Annotated in this window: 23 protein-coding genes; 11 read left to right on the plus strand and 12 right to left on the minus strand. The window is 32.4% G+C overall.

Annotated features, from left to right (window positions below; translation table 11 throughout):
• The 3 genes from LUU93_RS02740 (at position 1) to LUU93_RS02750 (ending at position 3201) form a co-directional block, all read left to right on the plus strand.
• Positions 1–678 (plus strand): metal-dependent hydrolase, encoded by a 678-nt coding sequence (locus LUU93_RS02740; protein WP_232677975.1) that lies wholly within the window; start codon positions 1–3, stop codon positions 676–678.
• A gap of 168 nt (positions 679–846) precedes the next feature.
• Positions 847–2049 (plus strand): tetratricopeptide repeat protein, encoded by a 1203-nt coding sequence (locus tag LUU93_RS02745; protein ID WP_232677976.1) that lies wholly within the window; start codon positions 847–849, stop codon positions 2047–2049.
• Positions 2050–2136: 87 nt separating this feature from the next.
• A complete protein-coding gene (locus tag LUU93_RS02750) occupies positions 2137–3201 on the plus strand; it encodes an o-succinylbenzoate synthase (RefSeq protein WP_232677977.1) in 1065 nt (354 codons plus the stop codon).
• 61 nt (positions 3202–3262) lie between these two features.
• Here the strand turns inward: LUU93_RS02750 and LUU93_RS02755 are convergent, their stop codons facing one another.
• Genes LUU93_RS02755 through LUU93_RS02765 form a run of 3 tightly spaced genes read right to left on the minus strand, consistent with a single transcriptional unit; the run spans position 3263 to position 4328 of the window.
• Positions 3263–3817, minus strand: coding sequence for a helix-hairpin-helix domain-containing protein (locus tag LUU93_RS02755; RefSeq protein WP_232677979.1), 555 nt, complete (start codon positions 3815–3817; stop codon positions 3263–3265).
• 17 nt (positions 3818–3834) lie between these two features.
• The gene (locus LUU93_RS02760; RefSeq protein ID WP_311202621.1) at positions 3835–4098 is read right to left on the minus strand and encodes an OmpA family protein; all 264 of its coding nucleotides are present in this window, start codon (positions 4096–4098) and stop codon (positions 3835–3837) included.
• Between the two features lie 20 nt (positions 4099–4118).
• The gene (locus tag LUU93_RS02765) at positions 4119–4328 is read right to left on the minus strand and encodes a hypothetical protein (protein WP_232677982.1); all 210 of its coding nucleotides are present in this window, start codon (positions 4326–4328) and stop codon (positions 4119–4121) included.
• 193 nt (positions 4329–4521) lie between these two features.
• Here LUU93_RS02765 and LUU93_RS02770 point away from each other — a divergent pair, with 193 nt between their 5' ends.
• Complete coding sequence (locus LUU93_RS02770; protein WP_232677983.1) at positions 4522–4998, plus strand: CYTH domain-containing protein; 477 nt, start codon at positions 4522–4524, stop codon at positions 4996–4998.
• A gap of 1 nt (position 4999) precedes the next feature.
• Positions 5000–5968, plus strand: a complete 969-nt coding sequence (locus LUU93_RS02775) for a YpdA family putative bacillithiol disulfide reductase (protein WP_232677984.1) — start codon at positions 5000–5002, stop codon at positions 5966–5968.
• A 145-nt stretch (positions 5969–6113) separates the two neighbouring features.
• Here LUU93_RS02775 and LUU93_RS02780 read toward each other — a convergent pair whose 3' ends face one another.
• Positions 6114–7682 (minus strand): protein adenylyltransferase SelO, encoded by a 1569-nt coding sequence (locus LUU93_RS02780; RefSeq protein WP_232677985.1) that lies wholly within the window; start codon positions 7680–7682, stop codon positions 6114–6116.
• A gap of 279 nt (positions 7683–7961) precedes the next feature.
• Entirely contained in the window at positions 7962–8495 is a 534-nt protein-coding gene (gene msrA, locus LUU93_RS02785) for a peptide-methionine (S)-S-oxide reductase MsrA (RefSeq protein ID WP_232677986.1), read from the minus strand.
• Positions 8496–8678: 183 nt separating this feature from the next.
• Between msrA and LUU93_RS02790 the strand changes: the two genes are divergently transcribed.
• Positions 8679–10166, plus strand: coding sequence for an aminotransferase class V-fold PLP-dependent enzyme (locus LUU93_RS02790; RefSeq protein ID WP_232677987.1), 1488 nt, complete (start codon positions 8679–8681; stop codon positions 10164–10166).
• Positions 10167–10473: 307 nt separating this feature from the next.
• Here LUU93_RS02790 and LUU93_RS02795 read toward each other — a convergent pair whose 3' ends face one another.
• From LUU93_RS02795 to LUU93_RS02815, 5 genes are all read right to left on the minus strand, one after another.
• Positions 10474–10944: a nuclear transport factor 2 family protein gene (locus LUU93_RS02795; RefSeq protein WP_232677988.1), complete on the minus strand. Its 471-nt coding sequence runs from the start codon at positions 10942–10944 to the stop codon at positions 10474–10476.
• A gap of 72 nt (positions 10945–11016) precedes the next feature.
• Positions 11017–11541 (minus strand): hypothetical protein, encoded by a 525-nt coding sequence (locus LUU93_RS02800; RefSeq protein WP_232677991.1) that lies wholly within the window; start codon positions 11539–11541, stop codon positions 11017–11019.
• An 11-nt stretch (positions 11542–11552) separates the two neighbouring features.
• A complete protein-coding gene (locus LUU93_RS02805; protein ID WP_232678702.1) occupies positions 11553–12029 on the minus strand; it encodes a hypothetical protein in 477 nt (158 codons plus the stop codon).
• A 6-nt stretch (positions 12030–12035) separates the two neighbouring features.
• Entirely contained in the window at positions 12036–12713 is a 678-nt protein-coding gene (locus LUU93_RS02810; RefSeq protein WP_232677993.1) for a peptidoglycan DD-metalloendopeptidase family protein, read from the minus strand.
• 10 nt (positions 12714–12723) lie between these two features.
• Positions 12724–13389, minus strand: a complete 666-nt coding sequence (locus tag LUU93_RS02815; protein ID WP_232677995.1) for a spermidine synthase — start codon at positions 13387–13389, stop codon at positions 12724–12726.
• 66 nt (positions 13390–13455) lie between these two features.
• Between LUU93_RS02815 and LUU93_RS02820 the strand changes: the two genes are divergently transcribed.
• A complete protein-coding gene (locus tag LUU93_RS02820) occupies positions 13456–14007 on the plus strand; it encodes a 1-acyl-sn-glycerol-3-phosphate acyltransferase (RefSeq protein WP_232678001.1) in 552 nt (183 codons plus the stop codon).
• Between the two features lie 83 nt (positions 14008–14090).
• On the opposite strand, the gene LUU93_RS02825 is transcribed toward LUU93_RS02820, so the two are convergent.
• On the minus strand, positions 14091–14549 hold the full coding sequence (locus tag LUU93_RS02825; protein WP_232678002.1) for a helix-turn-helix domain-containing protein: 459 nt from the start codon (positions 14547–14549) through the stop codon (positions 14091–14093).
• 312 nt (positions 14550–14861) lie between these two features.
• On the opposite strand from LUU93_RS02825, the gene LUU93_RS02830 reads away from it, so the two are divergent.
• The 4 genes from LUU93_RS02830 (at position 14862) to LUU93_RS02845 (ending at position 19798) form a co-directional block, all read left to right on the plus strand.
• On the plus strand, positions 14862–16016 hold the full coding sequence (locus LUU93_RS02830) for a M14 family metallopeptidase (RefSeq protein ID WP_232678004.1): 1155 nt from the start codon (positions 14862–14864) through the stop codon (positions 16014–16016).
• Positions 16017–16093: 77 nt separating this feature from the next.
• Positions 16094–16573, plus strand: coding sequence for an Lrp/AsnC family transcriptional regulator (locus tag LUU93_RS02835; protein ID WP_008468989.1), 480 nt, complete (start codon positions 16094–16096; stop codon positions 16571–16573).
• Positions 16574–16666: 93 nt separating this feature from the next.
• Positions 16667–19252: a phosphoenolpyruvate carboxylase gene (locus LUU93_RS02840; protein WP_232678008.1), complete on the plus strand. Its 2586-nt coding sequence runs from the start codon at positions 16667–16669 to the stop codon at positions 19250–19252.
• Positions 19253–19282: 30 nt separating this feature from the next.
• Entirely contained in the window at positions 19283–19798 is a 516-nt protein-coding gene (locus tag LUU93_RS02845) for a DinB family protein (protein ID WP_232678012.1), read from the plus strand.
• 235 nt (positions 19799–20033) lie between these two features.
• On the opposite strand, the gene recQ is transcribed toward LUU93_RS02845, so the two are convergent.
• Positions 20034–22154, minus strand: coding sequence for a DNA helicase RecQ (recQ, locus tag LUU93_RS02850; RefSeq protein WP_232678014.1), 2121 nt, complete (start codon positions 22152–22154; stop codon positions 20034–20036).
• Positions 22155–22157: the final 3 nt, after the last annotated feature.

Genomic DNA, 22157 nt, shown 5'->3' on the forward strand with positions numbered 1-22157 from the left:
ATGAAAATTACATTTTACGGACATGCATCCTTAGGAATCGAAGTAGGAGGAAAACATATACTTGTTGATCCGTTTATTTCTGGAAACCCTCAGGCCGCTGCTATTGACATAAACAAATTAAGAGCCGATTATATTTTGCTTACTCATGCGCATAGTGATCACGTTTTAGACGTAGATACTATTGCAAAAAACACCAATGCAGTAATTGTTTCAAATGCTGAAATTACAAGTTATTACGCAAAGAAAGGTTTTAATGCACACCCAATGAATCATGGTGGAAGCTGGCAATTTGATTTTGGGAAAGTAAAATATGTAAACGCAATTCACTCAAGTTCTTTCCCTGATGGAACTTACGGAGGTAACCCCGGTGGATTTGTAATCGAAGGAGAACATAAAAACATTTACATTGCCGGAGACACAGCTCTTACATTTGATATGAAACTGATTCCGATGAGAACAAAATTAGATTTAGCGATTCTCCCAATCGGAAATAATTTTACAATGGATGTTGAAGATGCCATAATTGCTTCTGATTTCATAGAATGTGACAAAATTTTAGGTTATCACTTTGATACTTTTGGTTACATCGAAATCAACCACGAAGAATCAATTCGCAAATTCTTTGATAAAGGAAAAGATTTGATGCTTTTAAATATTGGAGAATCTATAGAATTATAATAAAAATTCTATTTAATTATTCGTTATGTTATGTCATTCCGAGGAACGAGGAATCGCACTAGAAATTCCGCAAAGAAAAGAACCAATCTTTGTCGATCTGCGAGTGCGATTCCTCGTTCCCCGGAATGACAAAAATGAGAATAAAAATAAATAGTAATCATCCGTAATATGAATCTTAAAAGAATATTTTTAATACTTTTAATAACTTCAACCTACAGCACCTTTGCTCAAAAAGATGGTTATTGGGACAAAGAACGCGCAACTACAAAAGAAGTTCTGGTTTCTGCAGGAGACCGGCTTGTAGTAAAAACAGAAGATTTACCAGTAGGGACAACCGAAATTGTGTACAGAATTACACTTCTGGACAAAAATCAGCAAATGGCCAATAGTCTCGTTTCTCTGCTAAAAGCAATTCCAGATCCATACGGAATAGGTCAGGGATCAGCCGGAGCTGTTTTTTTAATGTCTAAAATTTCTGGAGACGATCAATGTACATATTCATTGTTTACCTCAAATGAAAATGCTAAAAAATACGTTACCGACGGAAAAATTGATTCGGCCTGTTATTCACAATCAGAACCGGTTAGTAAAGACGCAAAGCGAATTTCATTAGATAAAAATTCCTGCCTTAAAGAGAATACAGCCACAATCTGGTTTGGTTTTGAAAGCAAAAACTGGTTTTTGAGCCAGAAGATAGTTTTAGAAGTTGTGCCCTGGGTCGATACTAAATTAAACCGAGGCTGGAATCAGGATAACAAAAATGAGATTATCAGTTTATGCAAAACATCGACAATGGCACAAAAAATGGCTAATTCTGATGATTTTTGCGTTTGTATACTTGATAAGATAATGAAACAATATCGTTATTCAGAATTTCAGAAATTACTTGCTGTTGAAAAAACAAAAGTGTACAAAGACTTTGGAAATGCCTGTTATAAAGATGCCGACATTTCTAAAAACGTTTATAATGATTTAAGAAATCAGGCTGCAGTTTTAATAAAACAGCAAAAGTACAACGAAGCTATTCAAAAATTAAATATAATTGTTAACGACGGTAAAGCTACAGCATTAGACTACAGTTCAATTGGTTATTGCTATATCCTGACAAAACAATATGCAAAAGCATTAAAGTTTTTGCAGGAAGGCGAAAAATTAGATAATACAGAGTTACTGGTAAAATTAAACTTAGCACACGTTTATTTAGTAAGCAATAATTATAGTGATGCAAAAGCAATATATAAAAAATACCAGGATCAAAACGTTACAGACAGCGTAAGCTGGAAAGACAAAACAAAATCTGATTTTGCCCTTTTCGAAAAAGCTGGTTTACCCTCAAAAGACTTCGAAAAAGTTTTAAAATTATTTAACTAAGTTACTAAGTTGCTGAGATACTAAGTTTCTAAATTTTTTAGTTTCTCAGCATCTTGGGATCTTAGAATCTTAGCATCTAAAAAAAAAATGAAAGCAACTTACCACAAATATATGCTCGAGTTTAAGCGTCCGTCCGGGACGTCTCGCGGTGTTATGACCGAAAAAGAAACCTGCTTTATAGTTCTTGAAGAAAACGGTAAAAAAGGAATAGGTGAGTGCGGCATACTTCGTGGCTTAAGTGCTGATGATCGCGATGATTATGAAGAAAAGCTAAAATGGGTTTGCGAAAATATTGAATTAGGCGAAAAAACACTTTGGGAATCCTTACTGGAATTTCCTTCGATTCAATTTGGAATTGAAATGGCTTTTTTATCCCTTAAAAGTAAAAATCCATATTTACTTTTTTCATCTGATTTTACCGATAATACTCAGCCAATTGAAATAAATGGTTTGGTTTGGATGGGCGAGCCGGCTTTTATGAAACAACAGATTGAAGAAAAATTAGCAGACGGATTCAACTGTATTAAACTTAAAATTGGGGCGATAGATTTTCAAAAAGAATTAGAATTATTAGAATTTATCCGTAGTCATTTTTCAGCAGAAGAAATAGAAATTAGAGTTGATGCAAATGGTGCTTTTACTTTAGATGAAGCTTTAGATAAACTCAATCAATTAAATAAATTTCAATTGCACAGCATTGAGCAGCCTATTAAAAAAGGAAATATTCAGGCGATGGCCGATTTGTGTAAAATGCCCCCTTTTCCAATTGCTTTAGATGAAGAATTGATAGGCATATTTACATTTAAAGAAAAAGAAAAATTACTAAAAGAGATCAAACCTCAATATATTATTTTAAAACCTAGCTTTATTGGCGGTTTTAGAGGAACGCAGGAATGGATAATATTAGCTGATAAATATAATATTGGCTGGTGGATTACATCTGCACTTGAAAGTAATATTGGATTGAACGCAATCGCGCAATGGACATTTCTTCAAAATTCAAAAATGCCCCAAGGATTAGGAACAGGAGCACTTTACACCAATAATTTTGATTCTCCGCTAGAAGTTCTAAAAGGAAAATTATGGTACAATACAGCTGCAGATTGGGATTCTGTAATTTTAGAAAAGGTACAAAGTAACAAAGATTCATAGGGTTAAAAAGCACGATATAAAACCTCTGAACCTTTACAGCTCTGCACCTTTGAACCTATTTTCACTCTTTCCCTCCAAGTAAATTCTCCTGCCATTCTTTTAATTCCTGCCATTTGCCCAGATAGGCAAATAAAGCTTGTTTAGCCCAGGTACTTGGATTATGAATTGCATAATTTTCTCCTCCAGCATCCAGAATTGATTGTAATTTTTCTGTCGATGCTTCCGAAAGATCTTGCCAGGTTTTAATCCCGGCTTCGTTAAACAAAGCTTCTATTTTTGGACCAACTCCTTCGACAATCTTCAAATCGTCCTGTTTTATTTTTTTTCCTAATACATTTGAAGCCAGCTCACTGTCAAATAAAGCTGATGGAGCCTCCGAAACAAATGATTTAGCCACTGATGCAGAAGCTTTGGCATGAGCAGCTGTAAGATCTGCTTCAAGAGAAGATATTTTTACATTTAAATTTTTCGTATTTGCTTTGCAGGCATCAAGATCTGCTTGTAATGATGCGGCTAACGAATCATCTCCTTTTGAGTTCAATTTTCCTAGTAAGTAACCTAAAATTCCACAGATTATACCCACTAAAATCGGTATTAAGATACATGGTAAATTCATAATAAGTATATTTTTGATTATTTGATGGTAATAACAGTTCTTCTATTGCTTGCTTTTCCTTCACTGGTCATATTATCACCAATTGGTTCATCCGGCCCTTTTGATTCAGTCACAATTCTAGAGGCTTCAATACCATTTTTAATTAAATAATTTTTAGAAAAATCAGCTCTTTTTTGTGCCAGAGCGATATTTAAATCCCGATTGCCTACATTATCGCTATGCCCCGCGACTAAGACAGAAGTATTTTTTACATTTTTTAAATATTTAATAATATCAGTTATTTTTTGCTGTTCTTCTTCATTTAAATTAAAGTTTGATTATTCGTATTAAAATGAAGAATTAACGGATCTATAAAAGGAACAAAATTATCATTCTTAACTAGTGCCGAAGGTGCATTTTTGGAAGCCTTTGGCTGTGCCGCATCGCAATTGCAGCAAAACTTTATATACAAAATAGTACCTAAAATTATGGTAAGAGCGATCCCTAATAGATAAAGTGCTTTTTTAGACATGATTGATAAATTAAGGTTCTATCAAAATTAACAAATTTAACATATGTAATGTGTTAACAATCAGTGAAAATGGTTTCATTTTAGATCAAATAAATTATGATCTGAAACGAATTTTATATCAGGAATTTTAAAAATGAAATTTCATGACTGGATTAAATTGAGTAAATTGCAGTAAAATAAATTAAGACTTAAAATGCTCGAAATAGAAAGAAAATTTCTTGTAAAATCAGACGATTTTAAAGAACAGGCATTTGCAAAAAATAAAATTGCGCAAGGTTATTTAAGCTCAATGCCTGAAAGAACAGTTCGTGTAAGAATTAAAGGGGAAAAAGCTTTTTTAACCATAAAAGGTATTGGGCATCAGGGTGGAATGTCTCGTTTTGAATGGGAAAATCAAATTCCGCTTGACGAAGCTGCTGAACTTCTTAAATTATGCGAAAAAGGTAAAATTGAGAAAACTCGTTATGAGATTAAACTCGGAAATCATATTTATGAAGTAGATGAATTTTATGGCGAAAATGAAGGCTTAATAATGGCTGAAATTGAACTGCTGTCTGAAGATGAAAGTTTTGAAAAACCTGACTGGCTGGGAGAAGAAGTAACAAATGACGAAAGATATTATAATGCTTATTTGAGCAAAAATCCTTTTAAAAACTGGGGAAAAGAATAATATGGCTGATCAATATGATTTAATTATTGTGGGCGGCGGACCAATAGGTCTGGCTTGCGCAATAGAAGCTCAAAAGAAAAACTTACATTATTTAATTATAGAAAAAGGTGCAATAGCAAACAGTATATTCAATTATCCATTGTATATGACTTTTTTCTCAACTGCCGAAAGACTTGAAATTGGCGATATTCCGTTTAACTGTTTAGCGCCTAAACCAGGTCGTCAGGAGGCTTTAGAATATTATCGAAATATTCATCGTTATTTTAATTTCAATATCAATTTATTTGAAAAAGTAACCGAAATTAAAAAAACAGGAAATTCTGTTTTCGAAATATCTACCGATAAAAATTTATATAAATCGAAAAACGTTGTTATTGCAACCGGTTTTTATGATATTCCAATTCAAATGAATATAAAAGGAGAGGAATTGCCCAAAGTTCGCCACTATTATAAAGAAGCACACGAATATGCTTTTAGAAATGTCGTGATTGTAGGTGCTAATAATTCATCTGTTGATGCTGCTTTAGAATGCTGGCGAAAAGGAGCGAACGTAACGATGGTAATTCGCAAAAATGAAATCAATAATCGAGTAAAATATTGGGTTAAACCCGATATCGAAAACCGAATTGCTGAAGGAAGTATCAAAGCTTATTTTGAATCGAATATAACTGAAATCCGTGATAATGAAGTTGAAATTGAAACTCCAACCGGAAAAGTGACAATCGAAAATGATTTTGTTCTGGCTTTAACAGGCTATAAACCAGATTTAAATTTTCTTGAAAATATAGGAATCCAGCTTTCAAACGACGAATTGAAAATTCCAACTTATAATCCTGAAACGATGGAAACGAATGTTGAAGGTTTATTCCTTGCAGGCGTTGTCTGCGGAGGAATGCAGACGCATAAATGGTTTATCGAAAATTCAAGAATTCACGCTAATATGATTGTGGATTATATTACATCGAAATAAGTTTGCCACTAATTACACTAATTTTCACGAATTAATATTTTTGTCAGTTCGAGCGAAGTCGAGAACATACTCGCATCTCGATTTCGCTCGATGTGACAGCTTTAAAAAAATTCGTGAAAATTAGTGTAATTCGTGGCAAAAAAATCTAAGAACTACAAGAAAGCATAGAGCATCCTACTTTAGATCGTGCCCAATCCGGGCGTTTTGCAAACCATTTTTCGTATTCCGGCTGTTCATCGTATGGTTTTTGCAATAATGTATACAGCTCGTTTATCAATGAATAATCTTCTTTATCAGCTGCATCAATAGCTAATTGTGCCATATAATTTCGAAGTACATATTTCGGATTAATCAAGTTCATTTTTTGTGAACGTTCTTTATCTGATAATTCTTCAGAGTTCAATCTATTCAGATAAACTGCAAACCATTTTTTCCAGGCATCTAAAATATCTCCTGAAACTTCTTCGATTTTATAGAACGAAAATTGAATTTTCTCAATCGCTTTTTCAACAGAATCAGACTTTTTAACAGAACTTAAATTTCTAAAAAAGATCGTCATATCTGTTTCTGTTAATTGTAAAATCGTTTCTAGATTATCGATCAAATCATTATCAGTTTCAGTTGAAGTAAATACTCCTAATTTACTTAAAAACATTTGCTTATAATCTACAATAAAATCATCCATAAATGATTCTAAGATTTTTTCTAACTGCTCCGTTTCATTAATCAAAGGATAAATAGCGTTTGCCAATTGATATAAATTCCAATGCGCAATCTGCGGCTGGTTCCCAAAACGATATCTTCTGTTTTGACTGTCTGTAGTATTTGGTGTCCAGTTCGGATCATAATTTTCAAGCCATCCGTAAGGGCCATAATCAATTGTAATTCCGTGAATTGACATATTATCTGTATTCATTACGCCGTGAACAAAACCTACACGCTGCCAATGCAAAATCATTTCGCGGGTCGTATCTGCCGCTTTTTTAAAGAACTGTAAATATTGTTCTTTTGGCTCGCCGGTAATTTCAGGAAAATAATACTTGATATTATATTCTACAAATTGTTTTAAATTTTTAAGCTCGTTTCTGGCTGTCAGCATTTCAAAACTTCCAAAACGAATAAAAGAAGGTGCAACACGACATACAATTGCACCTTTTTCGTAAGCAGGATTTCCATTGTATAAAATATCACGCAAAACCTGATCTCCGGAAAGAATCAACGAAAGAGATCGGGTAGTGGGAACGCCTAAATGGTACATGGCTTCTGCACATAAATATTCTCTTATCGAAGATCGCAAAACTGCCAAACCATCTGCAGTTCTGGAATAAGGTGTTTTACCGGCACCCTTTAATTGAAGGGTAAAAAACTGATTATTATTTTCTACCTCTGCTAAATTAATAGCACGTCCGTCGCCCAATTGCCCTGCCCAATTTCCGAACTGATGCCCGGCATAACACATGGCGTAAGGTTGTGTATCAGGAAGGATTTCATTTCCTGAAAATACATCTAAAAATTCCTCAGATTGAATTTCATCTTTTGAAATTCCAACCATTTCAGCTACTTCATCAGAAGCGTGAATTAATTTAGGATTTGAAGGTTTTGTTGGATTTACATATGAAAAAGCAGTATTTCTAACTTGACGAATTTCATTCGTTAAATCAGAATCTGCTGGCAATTCGGCAGTAAATCTATTATTTATTTTTAAATTTTTCATTTGTGTTTTATGTTTGGGCCACAGATTACACAGATTAAAAGGATTTCTCCTCTCTTATTTGTAAATATTTAGAATCTACACAGATTTTAAAAAAAATACTTTTAATCTGTGGCTGAAAAATTATCAGCATACATTTTTTAATTTTTTTATATTTGGCTGACAGATTACACGAGTTAAATTAAACGTTTTTTTTAAATCTGTGTTCATTTTTTTCTATTTACCCCGTCAAAAAAAGAGAAATCCTTTTAATCTGTGTAATCTGTGACTGAAAAAAAAATATCAGCCAATTAATTTATCAGCATACATTTTTTTAAGTTTTTGAACTTTTGGGTCGATTACAACCTGGCAATACCCAGCTTCCTGATTATTGTTGTAATAATTTTGATGATAATCTTCGGCTTCATAAAACACTTCAAAAGGTTTTAACTCCGTTACAATTGGATCTGCATAAACGGGCTGAACTTCTTCAAAAACTTGTTCCGAAATTTCTTTTTGCGATTCGTCATGATACAAAACTATCGAACGATACTGCGTTCCGCTGTCACCGCCCTGACGATTTAAGGTTGTTGGATCGTGACTTGTCATAAAAACGGTTAGTAAATCATGATATGAAATTATGTCAGAGTCAAAAGTAACCTGAATAACTTCTGCATGACCTGTTCGTCCTGTACATACTTCACGATATGCAGGATTTTTTATAAAACCATCTGAGTAACCAGATTTTATTATCTCAACACCTTTTAAACGCTGAATCACAGCTTCTACACACCAAAAACATCCACCACCAAAAGTGGCTGTTGATAAATTTCCCATAAATGTAAATAGTTTAAAGTTTACATGCCCTATTAATCCGATAGAATATTATGATAATTTATCTAAAAAATCACTGTTTAACTAAAAATATTAAAAATTTATTTAAAGTTTGAAGTTTAGAATTGATAAATTCTCAATTTTAGAAAAAAGCAATATATTTGCAGTTAAACACAGGCACAACAAATGAATACCAAAAATAGTACCATCAATCTAGAAACTTATTTTCAGGATTTTAGACAGCATATCGTTGGCATAGATCAGGAATTTATGTCACCTTTTGGCAAAAAAAATATTATTTATACCGATTGGACTGCCAGCGGAAGGCTCTACAGACCAATTGAGGAGAAACTTTTGAATCAATTTGGACCGTTTGTTGCCAATACACATACAGAAACAACTGTGTCTGGAACTGCCATGACAAAGGCATATCACCACGCAAGACATATTATAAAACGTCATACAAACGCAAGTGAAGATGATGTTTTAATTACGGATGGAACAGGAATGACTGGCGTTATCAATAAATTCCAGCGCATTTTAGGTTTAAAAATCCCTGAAAACCTTAAAAATTTCACCACAGTTCCGGCTGAAAAAAAACCGATCGTTTTTATCTCTCATATGGAGCATCATTCTAATCAAACTTCATGGTTAGAAACAATTGCTGATGTTGAAATTATTCCGTCTTGTGAAAAAGGTCTTTTTTGTTTAGACAATCTAGAACTATTATTACAGAAATACAGCGACAGGACTATAAAAATTGCATCGATTACTTCCTGCTCAAATGTTACGGGTTTAAAAACCCCTTTTCATGAAGCAGCAAAATTAATGCACCAATATAATGGAGTTTGTTTTGTAGATTTTGCCTGTTCAGGCCCTTATGTAGAAATTGATATGCATCCTGCAGATTCTGAAGCTTATCTGGATGCGATTTTCTTTTCTCCGCATAAATTTCTTGGCGGTCCAGGAACTTCGGGAGTTTTAATTTTCAATAAGAAACTATACAATAATATGATTCCGGATTGTCCGGGCGGGGGAACAGTGAGCTGGACAAACCCGTGGGGCGAACATAAATATATTGATAATATAGAGGATCGTGAAGATGGCGGGACTCCGGGATTTCTTCAGGTTATTAAAACCGCTTTGGCAATTGAGCTAAAGGAAGAAATGGGAATTGAAAACATTTTGCAGCGTGAACACGAAATTGTTGATTTTGTTTTTAGTCAGTTAGATCCAGTTGAAAATATTAAAATTTTGGCTGGTCAGCATAAAAACCGTTTGGGTGTAATTTCATTTTTTATTGAAGATCTGCATTTTAATTTAGGTGTAAAATTATTAAACGACAAATTCGGGGTTCAAACTCGAGGCGGATGCAGTTGTGCGGGAACTTACGGTCATTATTTATTACACGTAGATCAGGAAACTTCTAATAAACTGGTTAATGAAATTACAATTGGTGATTTAATAAAAAAACCAGGATGGATTAGAATGTCAATTCATCCAACTACAACTGATAAAGAAATTGCTTTTGTGTGTAATAGTATTATAGACTTGGCTAAAAACCATAAAACTTGGGCTTTAGATTATTCTTATAATAAAGATACTAATGAATTTGTTCATAAAAACGCTGCTTCATTTGAAGATAAATTAGTGAAGAGCTGGTTTAAATCTTAATTTTATTCTAACTTTTAATTTTAACACAAAGAGCGCTAAGTTTTTTTCACAAAGATTGCAAAGTTTTCTAGTTTAAAAGCAAGTTTTTTTAAGGTCACAAAGCTGGTTTTAAAATAAATAAAGTAAATAAGCCTGAGAGTTTTAAAACTCCCGGGCTTACTTTTATAATTGATAATCTCAAACTAAACTTTGAGATCTTAAAAAAAACTTTTATAAATCAAAAACCTTTGCAATCTTTGTGAAAAAACCTTAGTGAACTGAACTTTGTGTTTAAAAAAAAACTACGATTTAAACCGGCTTTTCTACGTTATTTAGATTCCTGAAATTTTTTAAGGGAAAGCAAGGCTTGTTCCTGAATTTTTTTATGGAAAAATCCTGTCCAGCCTAGTAAATATCCAGTTGGTCCAAAGGCTTGTTTTGACCATTTCCAGACATCAAAATTATCTGTATGTTTGATGATTAGGCCGTCCTGAAATACGAACTCGGCCGAAACTCTATTTGTTACATTACGATTTGTTTTACTGAAATTATAGGCGGCTACCCATTTTGCCGAGCCGGTAAATTCATCTGCTTTTACATCAAAGAATTCAATTTTAATGTTTCCTTTGCTTCTAATAAGCAGCATCTCCCACATTTTCGAAACTTGTTCTTCTTTTAATAAACCAAATGCGGGATCAATAAAGTGTATTTTTGGATGATAACATTCTGCCATTGTTTTAAAATCAGAATTGGCAAAAGCAGTATAGAACTTTATAATAAAAGCTTCGTTAGGTGTCATAAATTTGGAAATTAGATTATAAATATAAGATTTATTTTATAAACCTTACATTTTTTTTTATAAACCTTACATTTATAAAATACTAATTTCTTTTGCAGTGTCGTAACTCTTTTTAGATTTATCGTAAGCCGTTGAAAAATAATTCTTTTTGTTATGCGCCGTAAAATATCCCGTTTCGTTACCAAAAGTATTTGATCCGCCATTTATGATAAATCTTACGGCATAAATATCTGTTTTTTTGAGTTTAGCAAATTCGGCAGGAGTAAAATAATAGTAAGAAGCTGTCTTTCCGTCTGCAGATTCCTTTACGTTTTTATCGACACAGGCAATAACATCGGCATTTGCCAAATCTACGTAAAGACCTCCGGCAATTCTGGCTTTATCATTTGAAGTCGCAATAGTAATTTTTAAAATGCCCCCTTTATCTGTTTTTGCAATCTGAATATTAGTTTCGCCCGTAAAAGCATATTTTTCGCAGATAAAAGTATAATCCTGTGTTGCCGAAAAGGGCTGAGATCCTTTTACACTCATAGTCTGCTGGGCATTTGCAAAAAATGAAATAAACAGTAACAAAAGAAGCGGCATTTTTAATTTCATATATTTTTACTTTATTGTTCGGCTATTTTTGCATCAAATTTTTCATCCCAATCCATTGATTTAATAGCAGATATTAAATTTTCTTCATTTACAAAAATACGAAGTTCTTTGTTTGCTACTTTTTTGCTGTATAAAGCGTGGTAGCGGTAAATAACTTCTTGTTTGGTTTTGTAAACGCCGTCTAATTTTAAATCAATAAAACTTCCATAATATTGTCTAAATCTTGTGCAGGTTTTAGTCAATCTTTCTTCGGTCGTGTTTTCTCTAACAGACTGAGTAACTTCGGTTTCATTAAAAGGCTTAAACTTTGATGTATTACAGGTTTCTAAAACTCTTTTGCCTAATTCATAAGCTTTTCTTTGCTGCTCAGAATTAATATCGGCGTTAGAAACTTTTTTAATTTTTAAATCTTCAGTATCTCTGCTTACAGTTTTCGATTTACATCCAATTAATAACAACAAACATATAATCAATCCCGCTTTCTTCATAATCATTTAAGTTATTTTTAATAATAAGTTTGGGTCGGGGCAGTTTTCAATATAAAAATTTAAATCATTTGTGTTGCAGACACCGGGATAATCGCCCCATTTGTCTCCTAAGTTTTTTATAATCTGAAAGTGAACATGAGGTGCGTAATCTCCGTTAACAGTTGAATTTCCTAAAGCAGCAATTTGTTCACCTTTCTTAAAAATTGTCCCAACGGTAAGGTTTTCTATACTTTCTAACGATAAATGTCCGTATAAAGTATAAAATTTCTCGTTTTCTACTTCATGTTCTAATATTATAGTCGGTCCGTAATCTCCTAAACCTTCATTATTTTGAAAACTATGCACTTTTCCGTCAAGCGGCGCTAAAACGGCAGTTGCAGCTTTTGCCCATAAATCAAGTCCAATGTGAATATTTCGTTCCGGAACCGAATCATTTTTAAAAATGGTGCTTCTTTTATATAAGTTACGTCCTTCAATATAACCTCCGTAAGCAACTTCGGCGTTATTATCAGTAAGGTAGGCAAAAATAAAACGCTCAAAATCTGCAGCCGTTTCGGGTTTACTTTCGACTAATTCAGTATTTGTTATGGATAAATCTAAAGGAAGGTATTTTGAAAAATCAATAGAGGCATCAATTATTTTAGTAGGTGGTAAGGCTTTTAATATAGATACAAGGGATTTCATAAAATTAAATTTAGGCTACTTTTTCGATTATTATTAATTCATTATGAACTTCTATGCGGGGCAGCATTTTTGAAGTAAATAATTGTGAGTTTATTTCGGTAATATATTTTCTGTTTCGAACATTATGTGCTTCATCGAGAATCATGGTATTAAATAAAATAAAGCCCTGATCTTTTAGAAGAAAGCAAACTCGTTCGCTAAAAAACTTTTCGAACAAAAAGTTTGGCATATTGGTATCTTCAAAAATATCAATAATTATTAAATTATATCGGTCTTTTGTTTTTAAAACAAATTCAAATGCATCATCAATAATAACTTCAAGCTGCTTTATCTCATTTAGATTAAAATATTGATTTGCAATTTGAATCATATCAGGATCGATTTCAACTCCGGTAATTTTACCTTTATAGTTAATTTCGTCAACAAGGGTTTTTATTACGCTTCCGCCGGCAACTCCCAGAACCAGAATATGATCCATTTTTACTACTTTATCATAACCAATATTTCGAAGGCCATACCTTAATATACGCTGTAAACTTCCGTATGAATAATTTGTGTTTTCAGAATCTAAAACTAATTCTCCATTTGCCCAGGTAATTTCGATTACTTTGCTTCGGGCTGATTTTTTTTTGAAAATTTTAATTGGATATAGATAACTGAATAATTTTTGAATCATTTTGTAATGCTTTTACTCAAAAATACCATTTTAAATCTTTTATTTTGCAAGAAATATTAAATTTTAATGAAGAAAAGACTATACAAATTCATCTTTTTTAAGCTAATGGGCTGGAAGATAGTGGGAATGGAAAATGCTGAAGTGAAAAAATGTATATTAATGGTTATGCCGCATACCAGTAATCATGATTTTTATATAGGTCTTTTAACCCGTGGTATTTCTGGCTTGCAGATGAACTGGGTTGGAAAGAAAGAATTATTCAAGTTTCCGTTTGGTTATTATTTTAGAAACGTGGGCGGTGAACCAATTGATCGCACCGGTGGATTAAATAAAGTAGATTCTATCGCCGCTATTTTTGATCGTAAAGAAGTTTTTCGTTTGGCTGTTGCGCCAGAGGGAACACGAAAAGGTGTAACCGAAATTAAAACAGGATTTTATTATATAGCGCTTAAAGCGAATGTACCAATTGTTCCGGTTGCTTTTAACTGGAGCGGGAAAGAAGTTAATTTAGGAAAGCCATTTTATCCGACTGGAAATTACGAAGCCGATTGGGAAATTTTAAAACAGCATTATAAAGGTGTTTTAGGAAAAATTCCTGGAAACGGAATTCAAATCTAATTTTTTGATGTTTTTTCAGATTCGCGAGAATCCCTTAAATGAAAATTATTTTTTAAAATTTTCAAATACGCGAAATTTTCAATCTATGGTACATATGCCTTAAAAATTCCATTTTTATAGAAAATTACTATTTTCTCAATTTCGTCTTCTTCAAAACTTAAATTTGGTTTTTTGATTTCGATCGAACTTTTAATTACTGATTTATTTTCATCGTTATTTATTGGAATAAATAAATCTTCTCCGGAATAATTTTTGCTTGATGAAGAAGGGAAATCTGAATCTGTATTTTGAAAATTTGAGATCGTTTTATTTTCTGATTTTGGAAAATTTCCTTTTCCAATTAAAATCCAATATAAATCTACTTCCGGAAAAACATCCAAAATTTTCATGACAAAATCAAGACTTGGCTTGTTTCTTCCAGAGAGCAGGTGAGACATACTCGAACGCTGCACGCCAATTTTATCTGCAAAAGAAGAGGCGTTTAGTCCGTAATAATCCAGTATAATTTCCAGCCTTTTTACAAAATCATCAATGTTTACCATTGTAAATTCTAATTTAAATCATACATGTTTACAAATGTAATTAAAAAGATTTGATAATGCAATTTTACAGTTGCAAAATGCTCAAAATAAGCTTTTAATATGTTACTGTTACTTCATGTGAACACAATTAATATATTGAAATACAAGCTTTTACATTTTTATACTTAAAGTAATAACAATTGTTAACCATATTTCGCTTAAAACCATAAAATCTATTATTAAATGTGTTTACATTTCTAAATTTCTCTGATTTTTTCTTGTTTACAATTGTAAAAATAAAGATGTTTACTTTTGTAAACTAATCAAAACACAATGAATTTAGAAGAATTATTTAACCAATACAAAGAGCAGTCAATCGAAGGCCGATATCTAACTTTAGATCATATTAAGCCATTATTAGATAAACTAAATACTGATAATCAAGTTAAGGTTATTGGGAAATCTGTTTTAGGAGAACCTATATATAGTTATGAAATTGGAACAGGAAAAACACGTATATATTTATGGTCTCAAATGCATGGAAACGAAAGTACCACAACAAAAGCACTTTTTGACTTTATAAACGTATTAAACAGCAAGTCTGATTTTGCTGAAAAAATGCTGGCAGCATTTACATTTTATGCGATTCCAATCTTAAATCCGGATGGTGCAAGACTTTATACACGCGAAAATGCTAATAAAATTGACTTAAATCGCGATTCTCAAAATTTAACACAGCCTGAAAGCAACATTTTAAGAGAGGTTTTCGAAACTTTTAAACCTCATTACTGCTTTAATCTGCACGATCAGCGTACTATTTTTGGTGCTGGCGATACTGGCAAGCCTGCAACTGTCTCTTTTTTAGCCCCATCGTATAATGAAGAAAGAGAAGTAAATGAAAACAGACAAAAAGCAATCAATTTAATTGCAGGAATTAACGACGAATTGCAAAAATATATTCCCGGACAAGTAGGAAGATTTGACGATTCATTCAATATAAACTGTATAGGAGATACTTTTCAGTTTTTAGGGGTTCCTACTATATTATTTGAAGCCGGCCATTTTCCTAATGATTACGACAGGGAAATTACAAGAAAATACATATTTTTCTCACTAATTTCAGGCTTCAAACTCATAAGCGAAAACGATTTAGTTGTCAATAGAATTTCTGATTATTTGAATATTTCACAAAATAAAGTCGTTTTTTATGATTTTATGTATAAAAATATCAAAATAAATTATGATGGTATCGAAATTATTACGAATTTTGTCGCACAATACAAAGAAGAATTGATTGAAAATAAGATTCATTTTAATGCTTATATCGTAGAAGCAGGCGAATTGGAAAATTATTTTGGTCATTATGAATACAACGGGAATGAAGCTGTTTACTCTGATGATTATCTTAATATTCCGAAAATGAACCAAAAAGCAGATTTTTATTTAGATAAAAATATTAAATTTGTTAACGGTTTGATAAAAAGTTAATTTTTATGTGAATTTGTTGTTTTTTATATATATTTTTATACTTTGTAATAGCAATTAGTAATATTAATTAAAGAATTATGAGTAAATTTCGTTTAGATGAAGTAGATCACCAGATTTTAGATATGTTAATAGACAATACGAGAGTTCCGTTTACTGACATTGCAAAAAAATTATTGATTTCTGCTGGTACAGTACACGTTAGAGTAAAAAAGATGGAGGATGCCGGTATCATCATGGGGTCTTCATTAGCCTTAGATTACGATAAATTGGGTTATTCATTTATTGCTTATGTTGGGGTATTCCTTAATAATACATCACAAACTAAATTCGTATTAGAGCGTATCAATCAAATTCCATTCGTAACAGTTGCATCTGTAACGACAGGAAAATTTAATATCTTTTGTAAAATCAGAGCAAAAGATACAAAACACGCAAAAGAAGTTATTTTCATGATTGATGATATCGATGGTGTTTACAGAACTGAAACAATGATTTCATTAGAAGAAAGTATTAACGATAAGAAGCGTTTGATGCATACTATTTTCAAAAATATGTAAGAATTCCTCTTGAATGCTATATTAAAATATAACCTCAAGTTTATTCTTGGGGTTTTTTTATGACCAATTAACCAACCAACTATAAAAGAATTTATGTACACGTTGCCAAAAATAGAACGTTTTAATAAAGACGTTCTCTCTAAATACCACATTTACAATAGTGTTTTCATAACATTACCATTTGATTCTATAGATAATACAGGTGTTTTACTGCCATTATTTACAGAAACGTGCGAAACGGGATTTAAAAAACAGGAAACTCCAAAAGAAATTTTTGATTTCTTTTCAAACAAATTTCTAAACAATGCTTCAGAAACGGAGAAAATCGATCTTATGTTTCGATTTATTCAATATATAGAACGTCAGATTGTATTGTTTGATGCTATCGAAGATGCTGCTTTTCCGGAAGTTAATAATATGGAAGGGCGAGGATCTTTGCGTGATATTAAAGAAAAATCAGATGCAAAAGAAAAAGACGACGAATTAGTTAATTTTTTAGAAAATTTTAATGTTCGTACGGTTTTAACAGCACATCCAACTCAGTTTTATCCTGGACCTGTTTTAGGAATTATAAACGATTTGACTGAAGCAATTCGTCAGAACGATTTATTGCAGATCAAACAATTATTGGCGCAGCTGGGAAAAACACCTTTTATTCAGCATGAAAAACCAAATCCTTACGACGAAGCTGTAAGTTTAATTTGGTACCTCGAAAATGTATTTTATGCTACAGCCGGAGAAATTGTACATTATCTTCAAAAAAATCTTCACAACGGAAATCCTATTCATAATCAATTGATAAAACTTGGATTCTGGCCGGGTGGTGACCGTGACGGAAATCCATTCGTTACAACAGAGATTACGCTTAAAGTTGCAGATCGATTAAGAACCTCAATTTTAAAGTGTTATTATGTTGAAATGAGAAACTTAAAAAGAAAGCTAACTTTCTCTGGTGTAGATACTTTGGTGTCTGATCTTGAACATAAACTTTACCGTTCTGTATTTTATTCTAATGGTGAAATTTTTATCACTTTAGACGAATTATTGACGCAGCTTAATAAGATTCGAACTATAATTATTGAAAAACATCAGTCTTTATATTTAGATGATTTAGAAGCTCTTTTAGTAAAAATTAACTTATTTGGATTCCATTTTGCAACTTTAGATATTCGCCAGAATAGTAAAATTCATAATGCTGTTTTTAAAGATGTTGTCAATTATTACTTAAATTCAGGTTCAGATATTTTTCCAAAGAATTACTATGAATTGACAGAGGATCAAAAAATTGATGTTTTATCAAAAATAAAAGGAAATTTAAACCCTGCCGATTTTGAAAGCGAAATTACAAGATCGACGTTAGAATCTGTACAGGCAATTAAGACTATTCAGAAAAACAATGGAGAAGAAGGCGCTAATCGTTATATTATTAGTAATAACGAAAGTGCCCTAAACGTAATGGAGACTTTTGCAATGATTCGTTTGAACAATTGGGAGAATCCAACGGTTGATATAATTCCGCTTTTTGAATCTGTAGATGATTTACAAAATGCCCATCAAATTATGGAGCAGTTGTATACAAATCCTGAATATTCTAAGCATTTAAAAGCCAGAAGAAATGAGCAGACAATTATGCTTGGTTTTTCTGATGGTACAAAAGATGGTGGTTATTTAATGGCTAACTGGAGTATTTATCAGGCTAAAATTTCGTTGACTGAAATTTCAAGAAAATACGGAATTAAAGCTATTTTCTTTGATGGCCGCGGAGGACCTCCAGCGCGCGGGGGTGGTAAAACACATAAATTCTATGCTTCTTTAGGTCCAAAAATTGAGAACAAAGAAATCCAGATCACGGTTCAGGGGCAGACAATCAGTTCTAATTTTGGAACTTTAGATTCTTGCCGCTATAATATTGAAAACTTATTGAGTGCTGGTGTAACTAATCAGGTTTTTAGTAAAGAAAAGAATGAATTATCTGCAGAAGAAACACAAATTTTGACTCAATTAGCAGATTTGGGTTATAATAAATATTTAAGTTTTAAGAATCACCCTAAATTTATTCCGTATTTGGAAAAAATGAGTACATTAAAATATTATTCTAAAACTAACATTGGAAGCCGACCTTCAAAAAGAAGTAAATCTGAATCTTTAGATTTTGCAGATTTAAGAGCAATTCCGTTTGTGGGTTCATGGAGCCAGTTAAAACAAAATGTACCGGGATTTTTTGGTGTAGGAACAGCTTTAAAACATTTTGAAGAAAGCGGTCAATGGGATAGAGTGCAAGATTTGTATCACAACTCTTTATTCTTTAAAACACTTTTAGAGAACAGTATGATGTCATTGGCAAAATCATTTTTACCTTTAACGGCCTACATGAGAAAAGATCCTGAGTTTGGTGAGTTTTGGCAGATTATCTATGATGAATTCTCTGAAACAAAACGTCTTTTATTAAAAATTGCGGGTCATAAAACCTTAATGGAAAATTATCCTGATGGTATAGCATCAATTCAAATAAGAGAGCGTATTGTGCTGCCGTTGTTGACAATACAACAATATGCACTATTAAAAATCAATGAATTAAATAAAGAAAATTCGACCAATGAAGAGCTTATCAAAGTATACGAAAAAATCGTAACGAGATCTCTTTTTGGAAACACGAATGCAAGTAGAAATTCGGCTTAATCTTATCTGTAAACTTTAAAATTATAAAAAATGATTGCAAGTCAGTTACTAGAAAATGAATATTCAGGCCATTTTGGTACTTATATCAAAGAAGCCGGCGACGGAAAATTAATCGAAGAATTAGAAATTTCTCTTCATGATTTTATCCGATTTGTTCAGAATATTCCAATGGATAAATTTGATTATCGCTATGCAGAAGGGAAATGGACAATTAAGGATATTATCCAGCATGTTATTGATACTGAGCGTATTTTTGCTTATCGCGCTTTGAGATTTTCAAGAAACGATAAAACACCTTTACCTAGTTTTGAAGAAGATGATTATGCTAATAATACAGAATCAAATAAAAGAAGTATTCAGGATTTATTAACTGAACTCTCTGCTTTAAGACATTCAACTTTATTGTTTTATAAAAGTTTATCTGAAGAACAGCTTAAAAGAATTGGGACTGCTTCTAATAATCCGATTTCAGTTCGCGCATTAGGTTTTGTTATGATTGGACATCAAAAACATCATCAAAAAGTTTTTGAAGAAAGATATTTATAAGGCTTAAAATTTATAAAAACAAAAAAATCCTGTGAATTTACTTCATAGGATTTTTTGCTTTTGTCATTTCGAGGAACGAGAAATCGCACAAGTATTTCCTCATAGTGAATTATCAATCTTTGTCGAGTTTCTAGTGCGATTTCTCGTTCCTCGAAATTACAAAAAATCCGTATTAATCCGCGCCTTCGCGATAGCGAACCCGTAAAATCCGTATACCATCTACGCCAATATTAATTTATTTAATAGTTTGATGCTTTCTCTCCAAAAACGCCAAACCAAATCGAATTTTATCATAAGACATTTTTTCTTCAAAGTAATCATAATAAGGGCGTAAAGCGTTAGGATTTTCTAATTCAACTTGAGCTTTTCTAATTTCATTGATTTCTCCATCTGAAACAAACTGACTTAAATCGAAATCATTTCCGTCAACGTATAATTTTGCCAAATGAGAAACAATCGTGGTTTCTCCCAGATTTCTTTGTCCGGCAATTTCTTCAATAGAATGTCCATTTTGAAATAACTCTAAAGTTTTAGCATACGTGCTTTCCTTTTTTTCTTTTTTTACAACCGATTTATTTCTTTGAAATTCAATAATTGCGTTAATAAAATCTGCCCCATATTTTTCGAGTTTTGCTTTTCCAACACCTTCTACAGCAAGGAAATCCTCATCGCTCATTGGTCTTAAAATTTCCATATGTCTTAACGAAGCATCGCTGAAAATCACATAGGCCGGAACTTCTTCTTCCTTAGCAATTTCATAACGTAATTTTCTAAGTGTTTCAAAAAGAGAATTTTTGGCAGCAGTTTTTGCTTTCTCTTGTTTTATTTCGTTTTTATCAATTACTTTTTTAACAACCGTTGTCAGTTTTACTTTTTCTCCTTCAAATAGAACTTTTTTGGCAAAAGACGTCAATAAAATTTTGTTATGCTGATGAAAAGCAATTTCACAATATCCTAAATTAATAAGCTGAATCAGGTATTGATTCCAATCGTACCAGGAAATATCGGCACCAATTCCGTACGTTTTTAGCGTTTGATAATTTTTTTCGTAGATATACGCGTTTTTTGAACCTCTTAAAAAGTCTACAATTACAGCTAAAGGCTCAGATTCTTGTAATCTTGTAATCGCCGAAAGTGCTTTTTGCGCGAGAATCGTTCCATCAAAAAATGTTGGGGGATTTTTGCAAATATCACAATTACCGCAGTTTTCTGTAACTAGTTCTCCAAAATAAGAAAGAAGAATTTTTCGTCTGCAGCTTACTGCGTCTGCGTATTGCTTCATTCGGTCTAATTTTGCAAGCTGCACATCAGAATTCAACCCTTCAGAAGCAAATTTCTGAAGTTGAATTACATCTGCATAACTTTCAAATAAAACCGTTTCAGCAGGTAATCCATCACGGCCTGCACGTCCGATTTCCTGATAATAACCTTCAATATTTTTTGGCAAATTATAATGGATAACCCAGCGGACATTTGATTTGTCAATTCCCATTCCAAATGCGATAGTAGCGCATACAACCTGACAATCGTCGTTTATAAATTGATCCTGAGTTTTTGCTCGTGTTGTATTGTCTAAACCTGCATGATAAGCTTTTGCAGAAATTCCATTTTTAGATAATTTCTCAGCAAGTTCTTCTGTAGTTTTTCTGCTTAAGCAATAAATAATCCCTGATTCGTTGGGTTTGTTTTCAACAAAATCAATAATTTGTTTTACCCGATCTAATGCTGGTCGTACTTCGAGACTTAAATTTGCGCGATCAAAAGAAGTTACAAAAGTTTTTGGGCTTTTTAAATTTAATTGTTTGGTTATATCTACACGCGTTGCTTTATCGGCTGTTGCAGTTAAGGCTAAAACAGGAGTAGAAGGGAAGCGGTTTTTTAGATAACCTAAATTTGTATATGCCGGTCTAAAATCATGACCCCAAGACGAAATACAATGTGCTTCGTCAATTGCAATTAAACTGATTGTCAATTCGTTAAAGACATTATCTAAATACGATAAACTTTCCGGAGCAATATAAACGAGTTTAAAATTATTCGATTTTAAATTATCGATGTAAAACTGCTGCTCATCAGATGATTGACTACTGTTGATATAACATGCCGCAATACCATTTGTTTTTAAACTGTCGACCTGATCTTTCATTAGAGCGATCAGGGGAGATATAACTATAGTTATTCCCGGTAATATAAGGGCCGGCAGCTGAAAACATATTGATTTTCCACCACCTGTAGGCATAATAGCTAATGTATCCTGTCCGGATAAAATAGTTGTTATTATTGTTTCCTGATTTGGCCTGAATTTTTCAAACCCGAAACTTTCTTTCAGTTTGGCGTGCAGTAATTCTGATTTCATATT

This window comes from Flavobacterium soyae (genome assembly GCF_021245985.1).
In the GTDB taxonomy this organism is placed as follows: Bacteria; Bacteroidota; Bacteroidia; order Flavobacteriales; family Flavobacteriaceae; genus Flavobacterium; species Flavobacterium soyae.

Coding starts and splice junctions, on each gene's coding strand:
- LUU93_RS02830 (WP_232678004.1), top strand. CDS start 14,862: ATGAATTTAGAAGAATTATTTAACCAATACAAAGAGCAGTCAATCGAA.
- LUU93_RS02770 (WP_232677983.1), top strand. CDS start 4,522: ATGCTCGAAATAGAAAGAAAATTTCTTGTAAAATCAGACGATTTTAAA.
- LUU93_RS02765 (WP_232677982.1), bottom strand. CDS start 4,328: ATGTCTAAAAAAGCACTTTATCTATTAGGGATCGCTCTTACCATAATT.
- LUU93_RS02815 (WP_232677995.1), bottom strand. CDS start 13,389: ATGATTCAAAAATTATTCAGTTATCTATATCCAATTAAAATTTTCAAA.
- LUU93_RS02755 (WP_232677979.1), bottom strand. CDS start 3,817: ATGAATTTACCATGTATCTTAATACCGATTTTAGTGGGTATAATCTGT.
- LUU93_RS02825 (WP_232678002.1), bottom strand. CDS start 14,549: ATGGTAAACATTGATGATTTTGTAAAAAGGCTGGAAATTATACTGGAT.
- LUU93_RS02745 (WP_232677976.1), top strand. CDS start 847: ATGAATCTTAAAAGAATATTTTTAATACTTTTAATAACTTCAACCTAC.
- LUU93_RS02775 (WP_232677984.1), top strand. CDS start 5,000: ATGGCTGATCAATATGATTTAATTATTGTGGGCGGCGGACCAATAGGT.
- LUU93_RS02795 (WP_232677988.1), bottom strand. CDS start 10,944: ATGACACCTAACGAAGCTTTTATTATAAAGTTCTATACTGCTTTTGCC.
- LUU93_RS02800 (WP_232677991.1), bottom strand. CDS start 11,541: ATGAAATTAAAAATGCCGCTTCTTTTGTTACTGTTTATTTCATTTTTT.
- LUU93_RS02845 (WP_232678012.1), top strand. CDS start 19,283: ATGATTGCAAGTCAGTTACTAGAAAATGAATATTCAGGCCATTTTGGT.
- LUU93_RS02740 (WP_232677975.1), top strand. CDS start 1: ATGAAAATTACATTTTACGGACATGCATCCTTAGGAATCGAAGTAGGA.
- LUU93_RS02750 (WP_232677977.1), top strand. CDS start 2,137: ATGAAAGCAACTTACCACAAATATATGCTCGAGTTTAAGCGTCCGTCC.
- LUU93_RS02820 (WP_232678001.1), top strand. CDS start 13,456: ATGAAGAAAAGACTATACAAATTCATCTTTTTTAAGCTAATGGGCTGG.
- msrA (WP_232677986.1), bottom strand. CDS start 8,495: ATGGGAAATTTATCAACAGCCACTTTTGGTGGTGGATGTTTTTGGTGT.
- LUU93_RS02780 (WP_232677985.1), bottom strand. CDS start 7,682: ATGAAAAATTTAAAAATAAATAATAGATTTACTGCCGAATTGCCAGCA.
- LUU93_RS02805 (WP_232678702.1), bottom strand. CDS start 12,029: ATGAAGAAAGCGGGATTGATTATATGTTTGTTGTTATTAATTGGATGT.
- LUU93_RS02810 (WP_232677993.1), bottom strand. CDS start 12,713: ATGAAATCCCTTGTATCTATATTAAAAGCCTTACCACCTACTAAAATA.
- LUU93_RS02840 (WP_232678008.1), top strand. CDS start 16,667: ATGTACACGTTGCCAAAAATAGAACGTTTTAATAAAGACGTTCTCTCT.
- LUU93_RS02835 (WP_008468989.1), top strand. CDS start 16,094: ATGAGTAAATTTCGTTTAGATGAAGTAGATCACCAGATTTTAGATATG.
- LUU93_RS02790 (WP_232677987.1), top strand. CDS start 8,679: ATGAATACCAAAAATAGTACCATCAATCTAGAAACTTATTTTCAGGAT.
- recQ (WP_232678014.1), bottom strand. CDS start 22,154: ATGAAATCAGAATTACTGCACGCCAAACTGAAAGAAAGTTTCGGGTTT.